This is a genomic window from Streptococcus mitis (assembly GCF_946190325.1).
GTDB classification, from domain to species: domain Bacteria; phylum Bacillota; class Bacilli; order Lactobacillales; family Streptococcaceae; genus Streptococcus; species Streptococcus mitis_CF.
The window spans coordinates 53,883-70,789 of sequence record NZ_CAMHZR010000001.1 but is presented as its reverse complement, the minus strand read 5'-3'; the positions used below and the strand labels follow the sequence as shown (position 1 = coordinate 70,789).

General features: G+C 37.4%; 14 protein-coding genes and 1 pseudogene. 1 reads left to right on the top strand and 14 read right to left on the bottom strand.

Annotated features, from left to right (window positions below; genetic code table 11):
• Position 1: 1 nt before the first annotated feature.
• Positions 2-306: pseudogene (locus N8M95_RS00360) on the top strand (helix-turn-helix domain-containing protein); the annotation flags it as partial.
• Positions 307-487: 181 nt separating this feature from the next.
• On the opposite strand, the gene N8M95_RS00350 reads toward N8M95_RS00360, so the two are convergent.
• From N8M95_RS00350 to N8M95_RS00285, 14 genes are all read right to left on the bottom strand, one after another.
• Positions 488-3,223, bottom strand: a complete 2,736-nt coding sequence (locus N8M95_RS00350; RefSeq protein WP_261116354.1) for an MBL fold metallo-hydrolase — start codon at positions 3,221-3,223, stop codon at positions 488-490.
• 137 nt (positions 3,224-3,360) lie between these two features.
• A complete protein-coding gene (locus N8M95_RS00345; RefSeq protein ID WP_261116353.1) occupies positions 3,361-4,176 on the bottom strand; it encodes a LicD family protein in 816 nt (271 codons plus the stop codon).
• Position 4,177: 1 nt separating this feature from the next.
• Positions 4,178-4,981, bottom strand: a complete 804-nt coding sequence (locus N8M95_RS00340; protein ID WP_045597120.1) for a LicD family protein — start codon at positions 4,979-4,981, stop codon at positions 4,178-4,180.
• Positions 4,982-4,990: 9 nt separating this feature from the next.
• A complete protein-coding gene (gene tacF / locus N8M95_RS00335) occupies positions 4,991-6,478 on the bottom strand; it encodes a type IV teichoic acid flippase TacF (protein WP_033687092.1) in 1,488 nt (495 codons plus the stop codon).
• 523 nt (positions 6,479-7,001) lie between these two features.
• Positions 7,002-8,036, bottom strand: a complete 1,035-nt coding sequence (gene tarQ / locus N8M95_RS00330) for a teichoic acid biosynthesis protein TarQ (RefSeq protein WP_033681639.1) — start codon at positions 8,034-8,036, stop codon at positions 7,002-7,004.
• Positions 8,029-9,498, bottom strand: a complete 1,470-nt coding sequence (locus tag N8M95_RS00325) for an O-antigen polysaccharide polymerase Wzy family protein (RefSeq protein ID WP_247932896.1) — start codon at positions 9,496-9,498, stop codon at positions 8,029-8,031. Before N8M95_RS00325 ends, tarQ begins: the two co-directional genes overlap by 8 nt.
• Positions 9,499-9,513: 15 nt before the next feature.
• A complete protein-coding gene (locus tag N8M95_RS00320; protein ID WP_247932895.1) occupies positions 9,514-10,500 on the bottom strand; it encodes a glycosyltransferase family 2 protein in 987 nt (328 codons plus the stop codon).
• 1 nt (position 10,501) lies between these two features.
• The gene (locus N8M95_RS00315; protein ID WP_261116352.1) at positions 10,502-11,605 is read right to left on the bottom strand and encodes a glycosyltransferase; all 1,104 of its coding nucleotides are present in this window, start codon (positions 11,603-11,605) and stop codon (positions 10,502-10,504) included.
• On the bottom strand, positions 11,595-12,440 hold the full coding sequence (locus tag N8M95_RS00310) for a LicD family protein (protein ID WP_261116351.1): 846 nt from the start codon (positions 12,438-12,440) through the stop codon (positions 11,595-11,597). The genes N8M95_RS00315 and N8M95_RS00310 overlap by 11 nt, the downstream gene beginning before the upstream one ends.
• Positions 12,441-12,565: 125 nt before the next feature.
• Positions 12,566-13,876, bottom strand: coding sequence for an LCP family protein (locus N8M95_RS00305; protein ID WP_261116350.1), 1,311 nt, complete (start codon positions 13,874-13,876; stop codon positions 12,566-12,568).
• Entirely contained in the window at positions 13,873-14,721 is an 849-nt protein-coding gene (gene pheA / locus N8M95_RS00300) for a prephenate dehydratase (protein ID WP_261116349.1), read from the bottom strand. Before pheA ends, N8M95_RS00305 begins: the two co-directional genes overlap by 4 nt.
• Positions 14,718-15,194 carry a shikimate kinase gene (locus N8M95_RS00295; RefSeq protein ID WP_261116348.1) on the bottom strand — a complete coding sequence of 159 codons (477 nt, stop codon included), beginning with the start codon at positions 15,192-15,194 and terminating at the stop codon, positions 14,718-14,720. The genes pheA and N8M95_RS00295 overlap by 4 nt, the downstream gene beginning before the upstream one ends.
• A complete protein-coding gene (aroA, locus tag N8M95_RS00290) occupies positions 15,187-16,470 on the bottom strand; it encodes a 3-phosphoshikimate 1-carboxyvinyltransferase (RefSeq protein ID WP_261116347.1) in 1,284 nt (427 codons plus the stop codon). The genes N8M95_RS00295 and aroA overlap by 8 nt, the downstream gene beginning before the upstream one ends.
• A gap of 91 nt (positions 16,471-16,561) precedes the next feature.
• A complete protein-coding gene (locus N8M95_RS00285) occupies positions 16,562-16,900 on the bottom strand; it encodes a YlbF/YmcA family competence regulator (protein WP_261116346.1) in 339 nt (112 codons plus the stop codon).
• Between the last annotated feature and the right edge of the window lie 7 nt (positions 16,901-16,907).

Below are 16,907 nucleotides of genomic sequence, written 5' to 3'. Positions count from 1 at the left end.
TATGACAAAATATAAACATCTTACCCTTTCAGACCGTAACGATATCCAATTAGGCTTAGAGCGCGGGGAAACCTTCAAAGCTATCTGACAATCCATTCTAAAAGACAAAACTACTGTTTCCAAAGAAGTCAAACGAAACAGACAGTCCGAGAGTCTACATGCGATAACCTTCCTTGTCCTCTACTCGACAAAGCTCCCTTTATCTGTAACGGTTGCCCTAAAAGAAGACAGAATTGTGGCTATAAGAAGATTTTATACCTAGCTAAACAAGCTCAAAAACAGTACGAACAAACTATTGATGAAAACTACATTTCTTATTACACTATTGCTTCCAGTATCGTCATGTTGATTGCCAGTGTCCTGAGTGGAGCTATCAACGTCAGTATTCCACGTCTCGGTACTATCTCGGTAAGAAAGATTACGAATCTTATAAAAATCTAAAGAATCCCCTGCTAATAGACTATTCTACTAGCAAGGGATTTTTTCATTATTCCTTTTCTTTCTTGTCGGAACTACTTGACTCTATAATTGAGTCCTCTTTTTGTTTTTCTTGTTTATCTTCCTTATTCATATTTTCTGATTTATCAGTCAAAGTAGACGTTTCCTGTTTGTTTGTAGAATGATTTGGCTTCTTATGAGCAGTAACTACTTGTTTCCATACACCTTCTTCATTAACTTTATAACCATCAGGTGTAGTAGAATTTTTCAATAAGGAACCATCTACTTGGAAATAATACCAGTTACCATCAATTTGTTTCCAGCCAGTTTGCATAGTTCCTGTTGAATCAAAGTAATATTGATCACCATTGACTTTTTGAAGACCAACCAACATGATGCCATCTTCAGGATTTAGATAATACCAGAAGCCTTTGTCTTTTATCCAACCAGTTTTCATAGCTCCATTTGATTCAAAGTAACGGTAATGATTATCAAACCATTTCCAGCCAGTTTGCATTGCTCCTGTTGAATCAAAGTAATATTGATTACCATTAACTTTATGAAGGCCAACCAACATAATACCATCTTCAGGATTTAGATAATACCAGACGCCTTTGTCTTTTATCCAACCAGTTTTCATGGCTCCATTTGATTCAAAGTAACGGTAATGATTATCAAACCATTTCCAGCCAGTCTGCATGGCACCAGACGCACTAAAGTAATAATTTTTACCATCTACTTGATTAAGACCAACCAACATAGTACCTTCCTTAGCTTCAAGATAATACCACATATCATGATCTTTTAGCCAGCCAGTTTGACCAATTCCAGAATCAGAATAAAAATACCATTTCTCTTCAAGTTTCTGCCAACCAGTCTGCATCGCTCCACTTGTACTCAAATAATAACGCAATCCGTTAATAGTATGAGAACCTGTCTCCATGATACCGTCTTTGTTCAAATAGTACCATTTTCCATTATCTTTAATCCAGCCAGTTTGCATGGCTCCAGAACTAGAATAATAATACCAGTTCTTATCCATCAATTTCCAGCCAGTTTGCATCGCTCCACTTGTATTCAGGTAGTAACGAATTCCACTTATTTCTTGTTTTCCGGTTAACATGATACCATCTTTGTCTAAATAATACCATATATCTTTATCTTTAATCCAGCCAGTTTGCATCGCTCCAGATGCTTCATAATAGTTCCAGTGACTATCTACCAACACCCAGCCAGTTTGCATAACACCTTCTTGATTAAAGAAATAAGTTGTTCCATTTATAATTTTTTTACCAAGTGAAGGGACTCCATTCTCATCGTAATAATACCATTTTCCTAACACTTTTTTCCAACTAGAAGGTTTCCCATTAGATTGAAGGGCACCATTAGTAGCAAAGAACATTTTTTTGCCGTTAAACTCGTGCAATCCTGTTAACATTTTTCCTTCTTTATCAAATAAATATTTTTGTCCAGAAATCTCCACTAATTCATTATATTTCCGAGCCCCTGTAGAGGTAATATAGTACCAAAAACCGTCTTTCTTAAACCAACCGGCTTCTTGCATGCCTCCATTGTTGTTTAGGTAATACCAATTTCCATCAAGCTTTTCTCTAGAATCTTTCAAATGCAACCATTTGCCAGCTTGCATTTGTCCTTTTCCATTAAAGAAATAATAAACACCGTCTATTTTTCGCCAACCAATCGTCATTTCTCCATCGAACAAGCGATATTTCCAGTAACCTTCTTCTTTATACCATTTTTCTCTAACCGTCGGTATATCGGGGAAAACTTTCGAAACATCAGTAAACCCTTCTTCATCTATATCAAAAACAGTCGCATCTTTTGTATGACTAAAAGCTTTTACTATTTTTATATTCTTTTCTCGTAGTAGAGTCCTAGTAGATTCACGATTAATATCTGATCCACTTGTCTGAACAACAATACTTGGTAATAAATTATTAATAAAGTTAGCTGTATTAGAAATGTTAGCATCATAGTGATGATTCCATTTCATCATGTCTACTTTACCAATTACAGGACCTAACTTATCTTCTGCTCCCTCAGCATTATCCAAGTCTCCACCCAAATAGATTCTCTTACCTGCTACTCTCACAACTGCTACAATTGAGTTGGAATTGTCATCAAATACCCTTTTTAAATTTCCGTTGCTATCATACTCATTTTTATAGTTATATAGCTGAATATCCATGGAACCCAAAGTAAAATGACTATCTGTATCTGAGATATCTTGTATCAATTTTACTCCACGTTCTCTAGCAGTATTAACCGCATTATCATAATTAAAAAGATTATCCCACAATCTCCATTTTGTTGTAATACGTTCATCAGCATATCGTTTTAAGTAAAATCTATCAACAGGAAAACGTTTAAGAACTTCATCTGCAGAACCAATGTGATCACTATGGACATGAGTGCCCAAGATAAAATCTAGCTTTTTAACACCAACTTGTTTCAAATGACGGAACAATCGATCCTCTAAAACTTGGTCATTGTCCATGGTTATTCCCCACCTATCTGGATAACGTGGGTTACTTCCATCTGGGAAATCATAATCCTCACCCATATCAATTAAAGCAAAGTGTCCTCTGCTTTCTAAGAGAATAGCATCACTCCCTGACTTAGATTTTAAATTAATAAAATGGATTCGATTACCACCCCCTGCGGAAATGGTATCCGCATCGACTGATGATAATTTGGTAGCTATAATTAAAGTACATATGAGAAAGATAAATAATATTAATTTTCTTTTCTTTAAATTCTTCATTGTATGTCACACGTTCCTTTATCATTTCTATAAAACATAATTTTAACCCATTTTCATATCAAGCTTTGTATATGAATTGTACTGTCCTGATTTTCCAAAATAAACAACCAAAAGATTCGCTCTCTTATAAGCCTGTGCTACTTCTCTATCTTGCGATAAGCTTTAATACTATGACTATACCATTCTTGCATTTCCTTTGATGGTGGTGTCATATAATCCCCATACATCTGGGTTAAAAAGACATCATAATTTTTAGGAATTGGTAACATTCTTCCCTCAAACTCTGTTAAGATTAACTCTTTGAAAGTATTTATTTGGAAAACACCCTTCATTCCCTCTTTATCAACTCCAACCATTCCCTCATATTTCGGCTGTTCTACAACACTATTCTTAACTAACTTATCTATTTTCTTATAGAAGTATCTCGGATTGACAAAGCGGAGGGCGTGCCAGCTACATAATCTTAGAAAATCTTTTAATTTGCTATCACCGTGAACTGCGCGTGATTTTTTGATATAAGCTAGTTGACGAAGGGCTACATACTTATAACTCTTGTCGACAATGCTCAAGTCTGTAAAGCGATCAATTGGGAAGACATCGATAAAGAGACTGGTGTCATGACGCTTGTACTTAACATGGTCTTCGATAACAGTAGAAGTATCCAAAATCGATGCGAAATTATGGAAGTACCAAGAAGATGTATCGTAGGAAAGAACCTTGTAGCGAGGGTGATTTTCTTCTTCAATAATCTTCAATAAACGTTCATAATCTTCACGATAGAGAGAAATATCAATATCATCATCCCAAGGAATCATACCTTTGTGGCGGATAGCTCCAAGCATGGTTCCATAACTGAGAAAATAAGGAATATTATGTTTTTTACAAGTCTCATCAATATAATCTAGCAGGGCTAGTTGGATTTCTTTAATTTCTTCTTTTTCTAAATATTGCATCCTAATCCTCCAATTTGTAGGCATGAAATTCATGACTGTAGAAGCGTTTTTCTTCAGGTGGCAAGGTCATATAATCCCCGTAAAATTGAGTCAAAATAGTATCAAATTTTTCAGGTGCAGGAAGGCTTAAATTTTCAAAGGGAAGATTGATTGTTTTATCGAAGGTACCACTTGGGAAGACTTCCTTTTCCTTAAATTTAGAAGGGATAAAAGCCATATACTGCCCATCCTTACGACTATATTTTTGAATTTCTTTCTCGATTTTATGTGCGAAATAACGAGGAGAAACAGGTCGAAGGAGTAACCAGAATGCTGTTCGTATCCAATCTTTTAAAAGGCTATCTTTATAGACAATATTTTTGTGTTTACTGAAAGACAGAAGTTTGAAGCTTTCCAGTTTATAACAAGTATCAATGACCTTAGGATCATCAAAGCGATCCATAGGGAAAATATCGATAAAAACACCTGACTCATATGTTTTTGTATTCCGAGTATCAATAATTTTGGTCGTACTGTCAGTTATTTTGATAAAGTTGTTAAAGTAGTTCTTATCAGTTTCTAAGGAAAGGAGCTTATATTTGCTTTTCTCCTTTTGAAAAATGTTTATAAATCGTTGGTAGTCTTCTCGAGGCATGGACAGATCAATATCGTCGTCCCAAGGAATAAAGCCCTCATGTCGAACCGCCCCAATCAGAGTACCGTAGTTAATAATATAGTTGATATTGTGCTTTTTACAGAGAATATCAATATAATCCAAAATTTCTAATTCAATTTGTTTGGCATCTTCAATGGTTAGTTGTTTCATTCTATACTCCTAAGATTTTTTGAATTTATTTTTTAAGGCTAGGACATGGTTTAAAAATTCATAGAAAATGCTATCTTTTGTGAAGGCAAGTAGACCAATATAAGAGATGGCTGATAGCAAGACAATCAAACCAGTATTAATCAAAAATGGCAAATTAATGACCATATCCACGGGATACAAGAAATTAATCAGGAAATAAATTCCTACAAAGGAAAGTGAAAAGAGCGAGTATCGAACAGTATAGCTAAAGATATGTCCTAAGTGGATGAGTTGTTTTCTATGGATGAAAATGATATAGAAAACAAGTAGAGAGGCCTCTGATAGCATAGTTGTCAGTAAGTAGTATTCAGGAGCCACGATATTGTTGAAAAAGAGGAGACTATTTAATCCCAAATTGAGTAGCCCAGCAAAGACTGTGTAAACTGTGATTCGTTTTTCATAGCCATTTGTAAAGAGAATTTGGGAACCAAGAATGGTATCTAAGGCCAGGATAATCGTACGAAAAGCGAAGAGAGAGGTTAAGATACCACCTCCGATATATTTTTCACTACCGTAAAGTAGGATGGCATTTGGTCCTAAAACCATGAGTCCAAAACTCAGTGGAATGATAAAGAAGTTAAAGATTCGACTGCCTCTGTTAACAAGTGCGACATAGGCTTCCTTATCGCCTTTTCCTAGATAGTAACTGAGACGAGGCACACTCACTCCGATAGCTCCTGTTACAACACCAGCTATAACGGTCACAATTCGTTGAGCCATGGTATAGTAACTAACATTGACATCAATCCCTGTTTTAACGAGGAAAAGACGATCCAAAAAAGTGAAGAGCATATTGGCATTGGCAAAGACCAACATGGCTGTTAGAGGGAGAAAGAGAGGTTTAAAATCACTTATGTGAATCTTAACAAGCTTAATGTCTCTTTTAATCCAAAAATAACTAATCAGATAGTTAATCAGTGTCGATAAACTCATCACAAGTGTATAGACAACAATATCGTGTTCATTTTTGACAAACAGGAAAATAGATACCAGCATCAGGATACGGATGAAGGCAGTCTTGTAAAAGAGAAAACTGTAATTTTCCAGAGCTTCATTAACCCACTCGATTGAAAAAATCTGGGCAATGAGTTGAATCCCCATAACAAGGTAGACTTTTTTGATGATTGGATTATCAGTAAAGAAGAGAGGATAGGCTAGGATATAGACAGCAGTGGTCAAAATTGTACAAGCTATGCACAAATAAAAAAGACTAGAGAAGGTTCTATTCAGATCTTTTTTGTTATCCTTGACATTACTGATGGCCCGTAAACCGTAGTTATAGACCCCATAAGTCGCAAAGGGTAAGAAAAATGACAAAATTGTGTCGACTGAGTTGAAGTAACCATAGTCAGTTCGGTCCAAGACACGCGCGACATAGGTTCCAGTTAGGATGGGAAAAATAATATTTAAGACACGAATTCCCATATAAGATAGAGCATTTAATTTTATACTTTTCATTCAATTTACCTCGTTTTTCATTATATCATAAAGTTAGCTAAAATAAGCCTTTTGTTTTTAACAACTAGTTTTTACTTATTCTTGATCATTTTTAGAACTCAAATCCCTCAATATTTAAGATTAAAAACTAACTTTTTGAGCGTTTCAAATAAAATTTATTGGACTTGAATCAAGGCAAACTATATCATAAAAAACAAATAACTCCAGTTGGGATTGACAATACAAAATTGTCAGAGACTTAATTATTTAGTTGCAGTATGATTGTTGTAAAAAAATTGAATGTTAATGATTGATATCTATCATAGAAGTCTTTTCAATTAGCTTCTTACCATTCTTTTGGTTAAAAATATATCGGATTTGTTAATTTTTCTTTACTAAAGAAGTCTTAGTGACTACCCGATTTTCAAGCAAGACAACAAAATAGGCTCCATAATATATATAGGGGATTTACCCGCTACAAACATTATAGGGCCTCAAAATCAAACCTCTTGTCCAACTTTTAATACATAATATATCAGAATGATTATAATTTAAAGGTTGCTACACCGAGGATAGAACGATTTAAGTTTCGAAGAATTTGAAGACTTTGCTCAAATTTCTTATAACGAGTTACTCCGTATTCTTCAACAAGAAGGACTGTATCTCTTTCTAAAAGAGATGGTACGTCCTGTAAATCTACAAAATGAATTCCTTTTAAAACCTCTTGATTTTGTTTCAATTTATCTAGGATAGCTTTATTTGAGCTAACGATAGTCAACTCTTGACCAGCGTTTTTGTATGACAAGACATCTGCTAGATTAGCCATTGTTGTAATCTCTGTCACAAAATCAATTTGATATTGAGAAAAATCACTTGCTCTATTGATTGTTGGGTTAAAGAGATAAACCAATACATTTCCCATCACAACCAAAATCACACAGACAACTCCAATAATTGCTAAACGAAGAATCAGATTCTTCACATTTAATCCAAGCGCTGTCTCACCGTTTGCGTTCAATTCTTTAGAGTTGATGGTTTCCAATTTTTCAATTTTCACGTTTGCATAGGTATTTTTAAATTTATCAACCAGTGCATCAATCTTCTTCTCTAACAAGTCATTGGCGTCTTTACTTGGTGTCAAAATTTTCACACCAACCCCTGCATCGTCAATCATATAATAGACGGTCAATTTTTTCCACCAATAGTCGCTTGTAGAATTTTTCAAGGTTGACTCTGTCGTATCCAATTCACTGGCAATTTTTTTCAACTCACTCGGTTCTACATCATTGAAAAGATAAGCTCCATTTAAATTCCCTTCAATTAATTTCCCATAGAAATCACTATACCCACCAATTTGATGATTCAAAATCGTTTTGGCTGAATCTTCCGGAGGTGTAATTTTATAGCTGATATACGTTGAATAACTTGTTGTGTCTTTGACAGTGTTTTTATTCTTAACTGCTTTAATTGTAAATGGTACAGCAATGATAGCAAATAAAGTGATAAGAGCTAGAATATTTGCTTTTCGTTTTTTGTATAGATTCGCAAATAAATCAGCTACTGAATAATGTTCAAACATGATTTTTTTCTCCTTTGTTTAGTAGATACTGGTTTTCTTTTGTAAGCATTTTTGCTACGAATATAATCACAAGAACAATTCCCCAGAATTGCATTGTAAATAAATTGAAGAAACTTTCTGAAAAGCTACTTCTTGGCATAAAGAATAGATTATTCAAGATGAGTAAAGACAAGGCAAATAGGATTGTTCTTGAGCGATAGGCTACTTGCAGCATGGCTATGAATAACATACCGAGTAAGAGACTAAGTAGAAAGACTCCTATCATACCATAGTCGGTATACAACTCCATAATATAGCTACTTCCGATACCATGTCCTTTCAAGTATTCCTTGTTCAAGACAAGATAGGATAGATTATGGGCATAACTATTACTATCAATAGCTAGTTCCACACTATTGGTTGTATGTTCAAAGGCTTTTCCTCCGAAAATGGCTCCCAAACTCCCCCTTGCAAAATAATCAATAACAGGCCCAAAAGTAAAATTGCGTAAATCTCGGTAAGGTAGGCTACTGTTAAATAGAAAACCTCGAGCCAAAACACCAAAACTGGTTCCTTGTTTATAAATAAAGTCAAGCAGGATATCCCAGAAACCTGTATGGGAAACTTGGACATTATCCCGTACATAATTGAGTATTCCCATCGCTAACATGAGAATAGGAGAACCTACAAAAATCGCTAACTTTTCTTTAAATCCAATCCATTTTCCCTGTTCAGTTTGCTCCCGCATAAAGTAATAAACAAAAGCAAATAGAATACTTAAAATAAAGGGATTGCGTGTCCCGATTGCCAAATGAATGGTATTAGCTGCAATAAAGGAGACAAGCACTGCTGTTGCCTGCAATTTCTTTGGCTTAGTTGCCAAATACATACACATTGCATAGACCGTAAATGTTGATAAGATATAGGTAAAATAAGGCAGTTTACTTTCAAAGTTTGCATAGTAGGCATAGTAGGAAGTCTGCAAGCGATACAGGAGCCGTTCAAATAACCGAATGAAATAGAAAGGATAGGTTAGAAGAAAAACTCCTAGCGATACAAAGCGCAACCGCTTGATATAAACCTCTTTTAGAGAACTTCCTATCTTGGGTACTTTCATTTGCTTCCTAGCTATAAAATAACGAGCCAGGATGCCTCCTGTCGTCAAGCCCAGAATCGAAACCATGACAACTATAAAGGCAAAACGATAGGCTATCGGATGATAGGTATCCAAAGCACCATCTCTAAAATAATCAATGGTTGGCCTTGATACCAAAAAGACAAAAATGGTTAAAAAGAAAATAAAATGAATGATATAATACTTAATATCGTTCCAACAAGCAATTAAGCTACTAACCAGTAAGAACAATAAAGTAGAAAGCAAGCTAACATTGTTATTATTAAACAGGTACACAATTCCACTTACTAGCGTCAAGGCGTAGCTGACTATGGTCAAACTAAATAACAATCGTTTTCCATCAATCACTCGCTCACCCCCGTTCTAATGTAATTTTTTAGATTTTTCAATATTTTTCAGCAATAAGAATCGGTATAAGGAAATATTTAGGAATAGAGCCAAAGTACTAATTCTTCTGCCCTTACGGAAAATAGGATTCCTAGCAATAGCAATGGCATGGCCTTTTAAAAAACGATGAATCTGGGAATAGGCTTCAAACTGTTTATACTGATCATCTAGCAACATCTTATCCAGAATAAAGAAGTGGGCATAAGCCAGTCTAAAGAAAGCAACCTCTTTCAAGTCAGGATAGTTTTTCATAACTTCATTATAAAACTTTTGATAGATATCAATATAGGCTAAATCCTTCTCTGCATAAGGCTTAGTTGTAATACTATCCCCTCTATGGAAATAGTAATAATAGGGTTTAGTATTAACCACATACTTCTTAGCCAACTTGATTAAATCAAAATGATAATAGGCATCTTCGTATATTAATCCCTTAGGAAAGGATAGGGCAGTTGCAATTTCTTTCTTGATTAGCTTATTGCAAATCGTTCCAGGAATTTTTTCACCTATGAGGTATTCCCTTAAAAATGTTTGGGAATCACAGACAAAATAGTCATCCTGATTGGCTGACTGCGGGCTCTCATCATTAGCATAGACATTCATGACACCACAGCTCGAAACATCTGCATCTTCTTGAATTAATTGCTCATATAAACTCTGAATCATTTCTGGATGGATATAATCATCCGAGTCAATAAAAATCAGATAATCTCCGTGAGCCTGCTTCATTCCATCATTTCGTGCTTGTGACAAGCCTTCGTTCTTTTTATGAAGCACTGAAACCCTATCATCTTGTTCAGCTATTGCATCACACAAACGACCACTTTCATCTGTTGCACCATCATCAACAAGAATAATTTCCAGATTTTGATAGGTCTGCTTCTGAATGGAAGCTATCGATTTTTCTAGGTACTGCGCCACATTATAGACTGGCACAATGACACTAATTAATGCAGTTTCCATGCTACTCCTCTAATAGTTTTTCTACTTGTTCGATTTGTTTGGCAATTGTAAATTGCTGAATAAATTGGCTAGCCTCATTGACATCGAAGTTTGAGGCAGAAGTCATGTAGTCAATAATTGCCTGAGCTGCCTCTTGGTTGCTTTCAATGATTTGCCCAAATCGTCCTTCTTTAGATAATTCCTCAGCCCCTCCAACATCCGTAGAGACAAAAGGAAGTCCTAGACTCAAGGCCTCTACATACACTCCAGGAAATCCTTCTTGTTTAGACATAGACAAGAGAACTTTCATCTGAGACAAATACTGGTAAGGATTTTTTTGATAACCAAGGAAATGTACATAGTCTTCAAGTTCATACTCTTTGACGCGTTTTTTCAGTTCCTCTTCCATATCCCCAGCCCCGATAAAATAGAGATGATAGGTTTTTCCCTCTTGATGTAATAACCTTATCACTTCCACCACACGGTCAGAACCCTTATTTTCCTCAATCCGTCCGATAGTACAGATACTTTGAGGCGCAATCTCGATATTTATCTTCTCTTGAGATTTTTCTAGAATACTTTTAAAATCATATCCATTGTAGACCGTCTGTAATTTCGAAGCATAGTCTGGATAGACTTCCTTGATAGAATTGCTTGTCTTTTTTGAAATTCCTACAATGGTATCCGCAGCATCCAACTGGCGTCTATGTGATTCTCTTTTGGAGCTATCCTTAAGAAATTCTTCGATACTTCCATGAATCCAAGAGATTTTCTTGACTTCTTTTCTTTTAGAGAACAACAGTGGAGGATTCATAATAGTAAAAGAAACTTCAACATCATAGTCATCTTTTACAAGTAATAGACGTGTCAGTCTTGGAAAATAAATTCTCATTCTCCACAAAAGAGCTCGGAGCCATCTGGCTTGGCGATAATCCTGAAGGGATTTTAAAATACCTACATACTTGGGAACAGATTCGTATCCCTTGTCAAAATGCTCCATTTCAAGAATATCAATATCATACTTTTCGGGATCCAGATGTGAAACAATTGTCGAAAGAATCTTTTCTGCCCCGCCTCCGAGAGAAAAAGACCACATAAAAAATAAGACTTTTTTCTTAGCCACCATATTCTCCCTTGTACTCTCTATAACTCTTATCCATGTCTGCTATAATCGCATCATGATGCGGCACCTGCTTATCTGCTGGTGGAGGCGTCATATAATCACCAAAAGCAGTGCTGAGATAGGCATCGTAGCCAACTGGAATGGGCATCTCTGTCCCTTCAAATGGCAAGAAAAGATTGTCTTCAAAAGATTCAATTGGGTACTTATTTCTCATGTAACCAGGACCTGAGCATAATTCCGTGATTCCATCGCTCTCAGCTAGACCATACTTGGTCATTTCTTTTTCAGCTTTTTTCCAAATGCGATAACGGAGAGATTTTGGTGTCAAACCGAGTAAAATGCGACTTCCCCATTTCATAAGTGCACCATGCTTTTCTGGAATAGTTTGGGCACAAAACAGAGAATAAATCAAGGCCCAGCGAACCTGCTTTTTCCGATCAGCTGGATTTTTAGGATAATAATCCAAAGGTAAAACATCCAAGGCCAGACCATGTGGCAAATCCAAATCCTGCTGATAAGGTTTGATACAGGTGGTTTCCTTGTCGCGAATGGTAATAAAAAGATTGCGGTCGACAAAATCCTTGTCACTCTTTGACAGGAAATAACGCTCATCTGCATAACGAGGCCATAATTCTGCCAATTTCTCATAATCCTTACGAGGCATAAAAAAGTCTAGGTCGTCGTCCCAAGGAATGAAACCCTTGTTTCGAAGGGCACCAATAGCACCTCCACCACAAAGATAACAAAGCAAATCATGTTCCTTGCAAAAAGCCACAAAATATTCAGCCATCTCCAGACTTCGAGCCTGAATTGCTTTTAAATCAGTCATATTGTTCATTATTCTTTCTATCGTATCGTTCCATTATACCACAAATAAGGGATGAAAATCTATTGCAGACTGTAAAAAATCAAAGCCTGACTGCTAGATAAATAGCCTTCAAACTTTGATTTTTCTGTCTTATCTTATCTCATTCTCATTTGAGATAGCTTGGTTTGATATTTATTTTGATCAACTTGGAGAGCTAAACCTCCATAGACATCATAGGCATCGACCCAATCACCTAGCTCTGGAACTGTTAATCTCTCAATACCATTTTGCGCTCCGTCTAGGAAGGATAAGCCATTGGTCAATAAGAAACTATAAGGAACATTCGTAGAGGTCATGCCAAAGACCTTACCAAGTGCTTCTGATCCAGTAAAGAGTTTGGTTGGATCCTTGAGTTGTTGCAGAACGGCTGCCAATACTTGCTGTTGTCTCTTGGTACGACCGTAATCACCTTCATCATCATCACGGAAGCGTGCATAATTGAGCAAGGTTGAACCGTTCATCTGCTGCTTCCCGACTTTAATCGTCTGGGTTGGAGACTCTGTTTCTGTAGCATGTAAATCATCTCCCACCGTAGCTTCGGTTAAAGGTTGACCTTCTAAGGTTGAGAATTTGGCATCAATCGTCACCCCATCAGGGAAGAGAGTGTCAATAGCGGTTGCGAAGGCCTGGAAGTCTACCAAGGCGTAGTATTTTATATCCAAGTCAAAATTGTCTTTTAGGACTTTTCGAACCATTTCAGCCCCTTTTTGGCCTTCTTGTTCCCCTAGTTCATAGGCCACATTTAACTTATTATCAGACTGCTTTCTACCGTTAATGACTTGGCTATAACCGTCTATATAAACCAAATTGTCACGCATAAAGCTGACCAGCTTAATTTTCTTATCTGAGCCTCCAACATTTAATACCATAATAGAGTCTGTTCTCGTCTCAGCACTATTTTGGCCGATCCGTCCATCCGTCCCCATAATCAAAATATTAACTCCATCCTTGGTATCTTGACCATGAAAAACTTCTACTTGAGCCGCCTTAGCATTGGCAGGTTTATTTGGATCCGCATTTGAATAGCCTTTTAGGAACATAAAAATCATGCCAAAACCGACACAGGCTAGAAGAGCAAGCAATCCTACAAAAATGCGCCCCCAACGAATCTTACGTTTTTTGGATTTAACCTTTGGAAGAGAGTGGCTTTTCTGGTATTTTTTTGCACGGCTACGGTTACCATAGGATGGAAGAGGAGACTGATTGACTGGTTCCATGAAAGACTCTTCCATATCGTGATTTTCATTATGAATTTCTGGAGAAACTTCACTACCACTAGCCATATTTAACTTACCTTGCAGGTAAGCAAACTCTTTTTTCTCTCGCTCATTGAGGTAATGAATGTTCTTAAAAAGATAGTCATAACGCAACTGCTCGTGATGGCTTAAAGGATTTTCTTTGCTCATCTTCTCTCCTTTCCGTGGTCTGATATTGGATAAATAGGATAGGCGCCCAGTACTTTATACTGGATTCCAATCGCTTCTAATTCTTTTTGGGCAAAGTGGACCAAGTCCTTATCAGCATAGTCCACATCAATAATGAAAAAGTATTCGCCCAGTGCTGTCTTGAGTGGACGACTTTCAATTTTTGTCAGGTCAATTCCTCTCCAAGCAAAGGTCGATAGGGCCTTATAAAGTGCACCGGGAAGGTTGTCAGGTAAGGTCAATGCCAAACTCATTTTTTCACTTTGTGCTTGTAAGGGAATGGCTGCACCTTCAGCTCCCAAAACCCAGAAACGTGTGAAATTGGCTTCCATTTCCTGAATATCCTCGGCAATCAGTTCCAAGCCATATTCTTCAGCAGAACTTCTTGGTGCAATGGCTGCATAAGGCTGGTCTGGATGTTCGGAAATAAAACGGGCCGCATAAGCTGTACTAGCTGTTACCTCGATTTGAGCCTCTGGATATTGTTCATCGATGAATTTCTTACCTTGAGCCAAGGCCTGTGGATGTGAAAAAATCTTTTCAATCTTAGTGTGACCTGGAACCACCATCAACTGCTGATGAATAGGCTGAACGATTTCTGCCACTGCTTGGATACGAGCCTGATGAAAAAGATAGTCCAAGGTTTCATGAACACTACCCTCGATAGAATTTTCAACTGGCACCACAGAATAGTCCACCAAGCCTTGCTCATAGGCCTTAATGACATCTGTAATGTTGGCAAAAGCCTGCAATTCCTCATGAGGAAAAGCTGTCTGCACTACGTGGTGTGAAAATGATCCCTTGGGACCTAGATAAGCAATTTTCATCTCAGTTCCTCTATAATTTCCTCTGGACTTAGCTTGGTCACATCCAAAACCCGACTGCCCACTTCCTCATACCAAGCCTGTCTTTCTTGAAAAATAGCTGCAAGTTCTTCCTTGCTATTCTTTAGAAAAAGCGGACGCTGATTGTCCTTATCAGCTGCGATACGTTGATAAAGCGTTTCAAAATCTGCTTTCAGGTAGATGTTATCAGAATTGGTCTTGAGTAAGTCACGATTTCGCTTAGAAATAACCACTCCTCCACCAGTTGACACAACCTGGTCTGTTTGTAGTAACTCCGCTAGAACTTCTGACTCTATCTGACGAAAGGCCACTTCGCCCTTTTCAGCGAAAAATTCCGCAATGGACATACCTAAGCGTTTCTCAATCAGAGCATCCATATCAAGGTAATTAGAGTCCAATCCTCTAGCAATTGTGGATTTACCAGCACCCATAAATCCTAGTAATACCTTAGCCATGAATCAAGCTCTCCAAATCATCAAAGAAGCTAGGATAGCTGGTATTGATGGCTTCAGCACGGTCAAGCTCCACTTCTCCATCTGCAACCAAGAGAGCCGCGATAGCCGTCATCATACCGATACGATGGTCTCCAAAAGTATTGACTCTTGCACCGTGAAGGGCTGATTTTCCTTTGATAATCATTCCATCTGCTGTAGGAGTAATATTCGCACCCATGCTATTTAAAGCGTCTGCCACAACCTGAATGCGGTCTGTTTCCTTGACCTTGAGTTCCTCAGCATCCTTTATAACTGTGACACCTTGGGCTTGGGTCGCAAGTAGAGCGATAACTGGCAATTCATCAATCAAGCGTGGAATCAAAGCGCCACCAATCTCTGTTCCTTTCAAATCAGAAGACTCAACAGTCAAAGTAGCAGATTTAGCGACTGGATCAATTTCAGTTATTTCTAGTTTTCCACCCATGGCACGAATGACATCTATAATACCGGTACGCGTTTCGTTAATACCTACATTCTTAAGCACCACACGAGAGTTTGGAACAATCAAACCTGCGACCAGCCAAAAGGCTGCACTGGAAATATCTCCTGGAACAACCACCTTTTGTCCTGACAATTTTTGTGGTCCTTGAACTGTGATTTTCTTGCCGTCCACACTTAAATGACCACCAAATTGTTGTAACATATCTTCCGTATGATTACGGGTACACTCTTTTTCGATAATAACGGACTCCCCCTGAGCCTGCAAGGCCGCAAACATCAAGGCTGACTTGACTTGGGCAGAGGCAATCGGCAACTCATAATGAATAGGTGCTAGGTTTTTTGTCCCTTTTAAATGAAGGGGAGGCAGGTCTCGCTCAGTTTGCCCTGAAATGCTGACACCCATTTTTTTCAATGGAATCGTCACACGGTCCATAGGGCGTTTGGAAAGACTGTCATCTCCAAACATTTCTACTTCAAAGTCTGCACCAGCAAGAACACCTGAAATCAGACGAATCGAGGTTCCAGAATTTCCCATATCAAGGGCATTTTGCGGCGCTTTTAAGCCATCCATGCCTACACCTTGAATGGTAATAACCCCATCTTTGTCCTCAATTTCAACACCAAGGTCACGAAAAACCTGCATGGTCGAAAGAACGTCTTCACCTCGCAGAATATCATAAACCTTGGTCTCACCCTCAGCCAAACTTCCAAAGATAATAGAACGGTGACTGATAGACTTGTCACCTGGAACTCGGATACTGCCGTGTAAGTGGCGAATGTTTGTTTTTAGTTTCATACTAGACCTCATACTTGCAATACTTTTACCTATTTTATCATAAAAAGCCAGAAATTCCTTAAAAATTTCTGACTTTATGATAGTTATTTTCTTATTTTAGCAATTCTGAAACTGGTTCGAAAACAATTTTTTCAATGTCAGAAAGGTAAATGGCCAATTGTTGTTGCTTGGTAAAGAATTCTGATAAGAGGCTATTCCCCTGAATCTGCTTGCCAAAGCCTTCCATCTTAGCTTGGAAGGAAGCATCTGGCATTTGACCTGTCTGCGCTAGTCTTTGAATTTCCTCTTGGAAAGCAACATATTCTGTAAAGATTTTGCTTGCCTCAGCATCTGCTGAAATAGCATCTTTAGCTACTTTAACAGCCTTGTATTCTGGTAATTCGCGTAGACCGCGACTGAGTTCGTTTGCACTATCGTAAATATTTGACATGATTTTC

Bases quoted from the DNA above. Each gene is read 5' to 3' on its own strand.
- N8M95_RS00350 (WP_261116354.1), bottom strand. From the start codon at position 3,223: ATGAAGAATTTAAAGAAAAGAAAATTAATATTATTTATCTTTCTCATA.
- N8M95_RS00345 (WP_261116353.1), bottom strand. From the start codon at position 4,176: ATGCAATATTTAGAAAAAGAAGAAATTAAAGAAATCCAACTAGCCCTG.
- N8M95_RS00340 (WP_045597120.1), bottom strand. From the start codon at position 4,981: ATGAAACAACTAACCATTGAAGATGCCAAACAAATTGAATTAGAAATT.
- tacF (WP_033687092.1), bottom strand. From the start codon at position 6,478: ATGAAAAGTATAAAATTAAATGCTCTATCTTATATGGGAATTCGTGTC.
- tarQ (WP_033681639.1), bottom strand. From the start codon at position 8,036: ATGTTTGAACATTATTCAGTAGCTGATTTATTTGCGAATCTATACAAA.
- N8M95_RS00320 (WP_247932895.1), bottom strand. From the start codon at position 10,500: ATGGAAACTGCATTAATTAGTGTCATTGTGCCAGTCTATAATGTGGCG.
- N8M95_RS00315 (WP_261116352.1), bottom strand. From the start codon at position 11,605: ATGGTGGCTAAGAAAAAAGTCTTATTTTTTATGTGGTCTTTTTCTCTC.
- N8M95_RS00310 (WP_261116351.1), bottom strand. From the start codon at position 12,440: ATGAACAATATGACTGATTTAAAAGCAATTCAGGCTCGAAGTCTGGAG.
- N8M95_RS00305 (WP_261116350.1), bottom strand. From the start codon at position 13,876: ATGAGCAAAGAAAATCCTTTAAGCCATCACGAGCAGTTGCGTTATGAC.
- pheA (WP_261116349.1), bottom strand. From the start codon at position 14,721: ATGAAAATTGCTTATCTAGGTCCCAAGGGATCATTTTCACACCACGTA.
- N8M95_RS00295 (WP_261116348.1), bottom strand. From the start codon at position 15,194: ATGGCTAAGGTATTACTAGGATTTATGGGTGCTGGTAAATCCACAATT.
- aroA (WP_261116347.1), bottom strand. From the start codon at position 16,470: ATGAAACTAAAAACAAACATTCGCCACTTACACGGCAGTATCCGAGTT.
- N8M95_RS00285 (WP_261116346.1), bottom strand. From the start codon at position 16,900: ATGTCAAATATTTACGATAGTGCAAACGAACTCAGTCGCGGTCTACGC.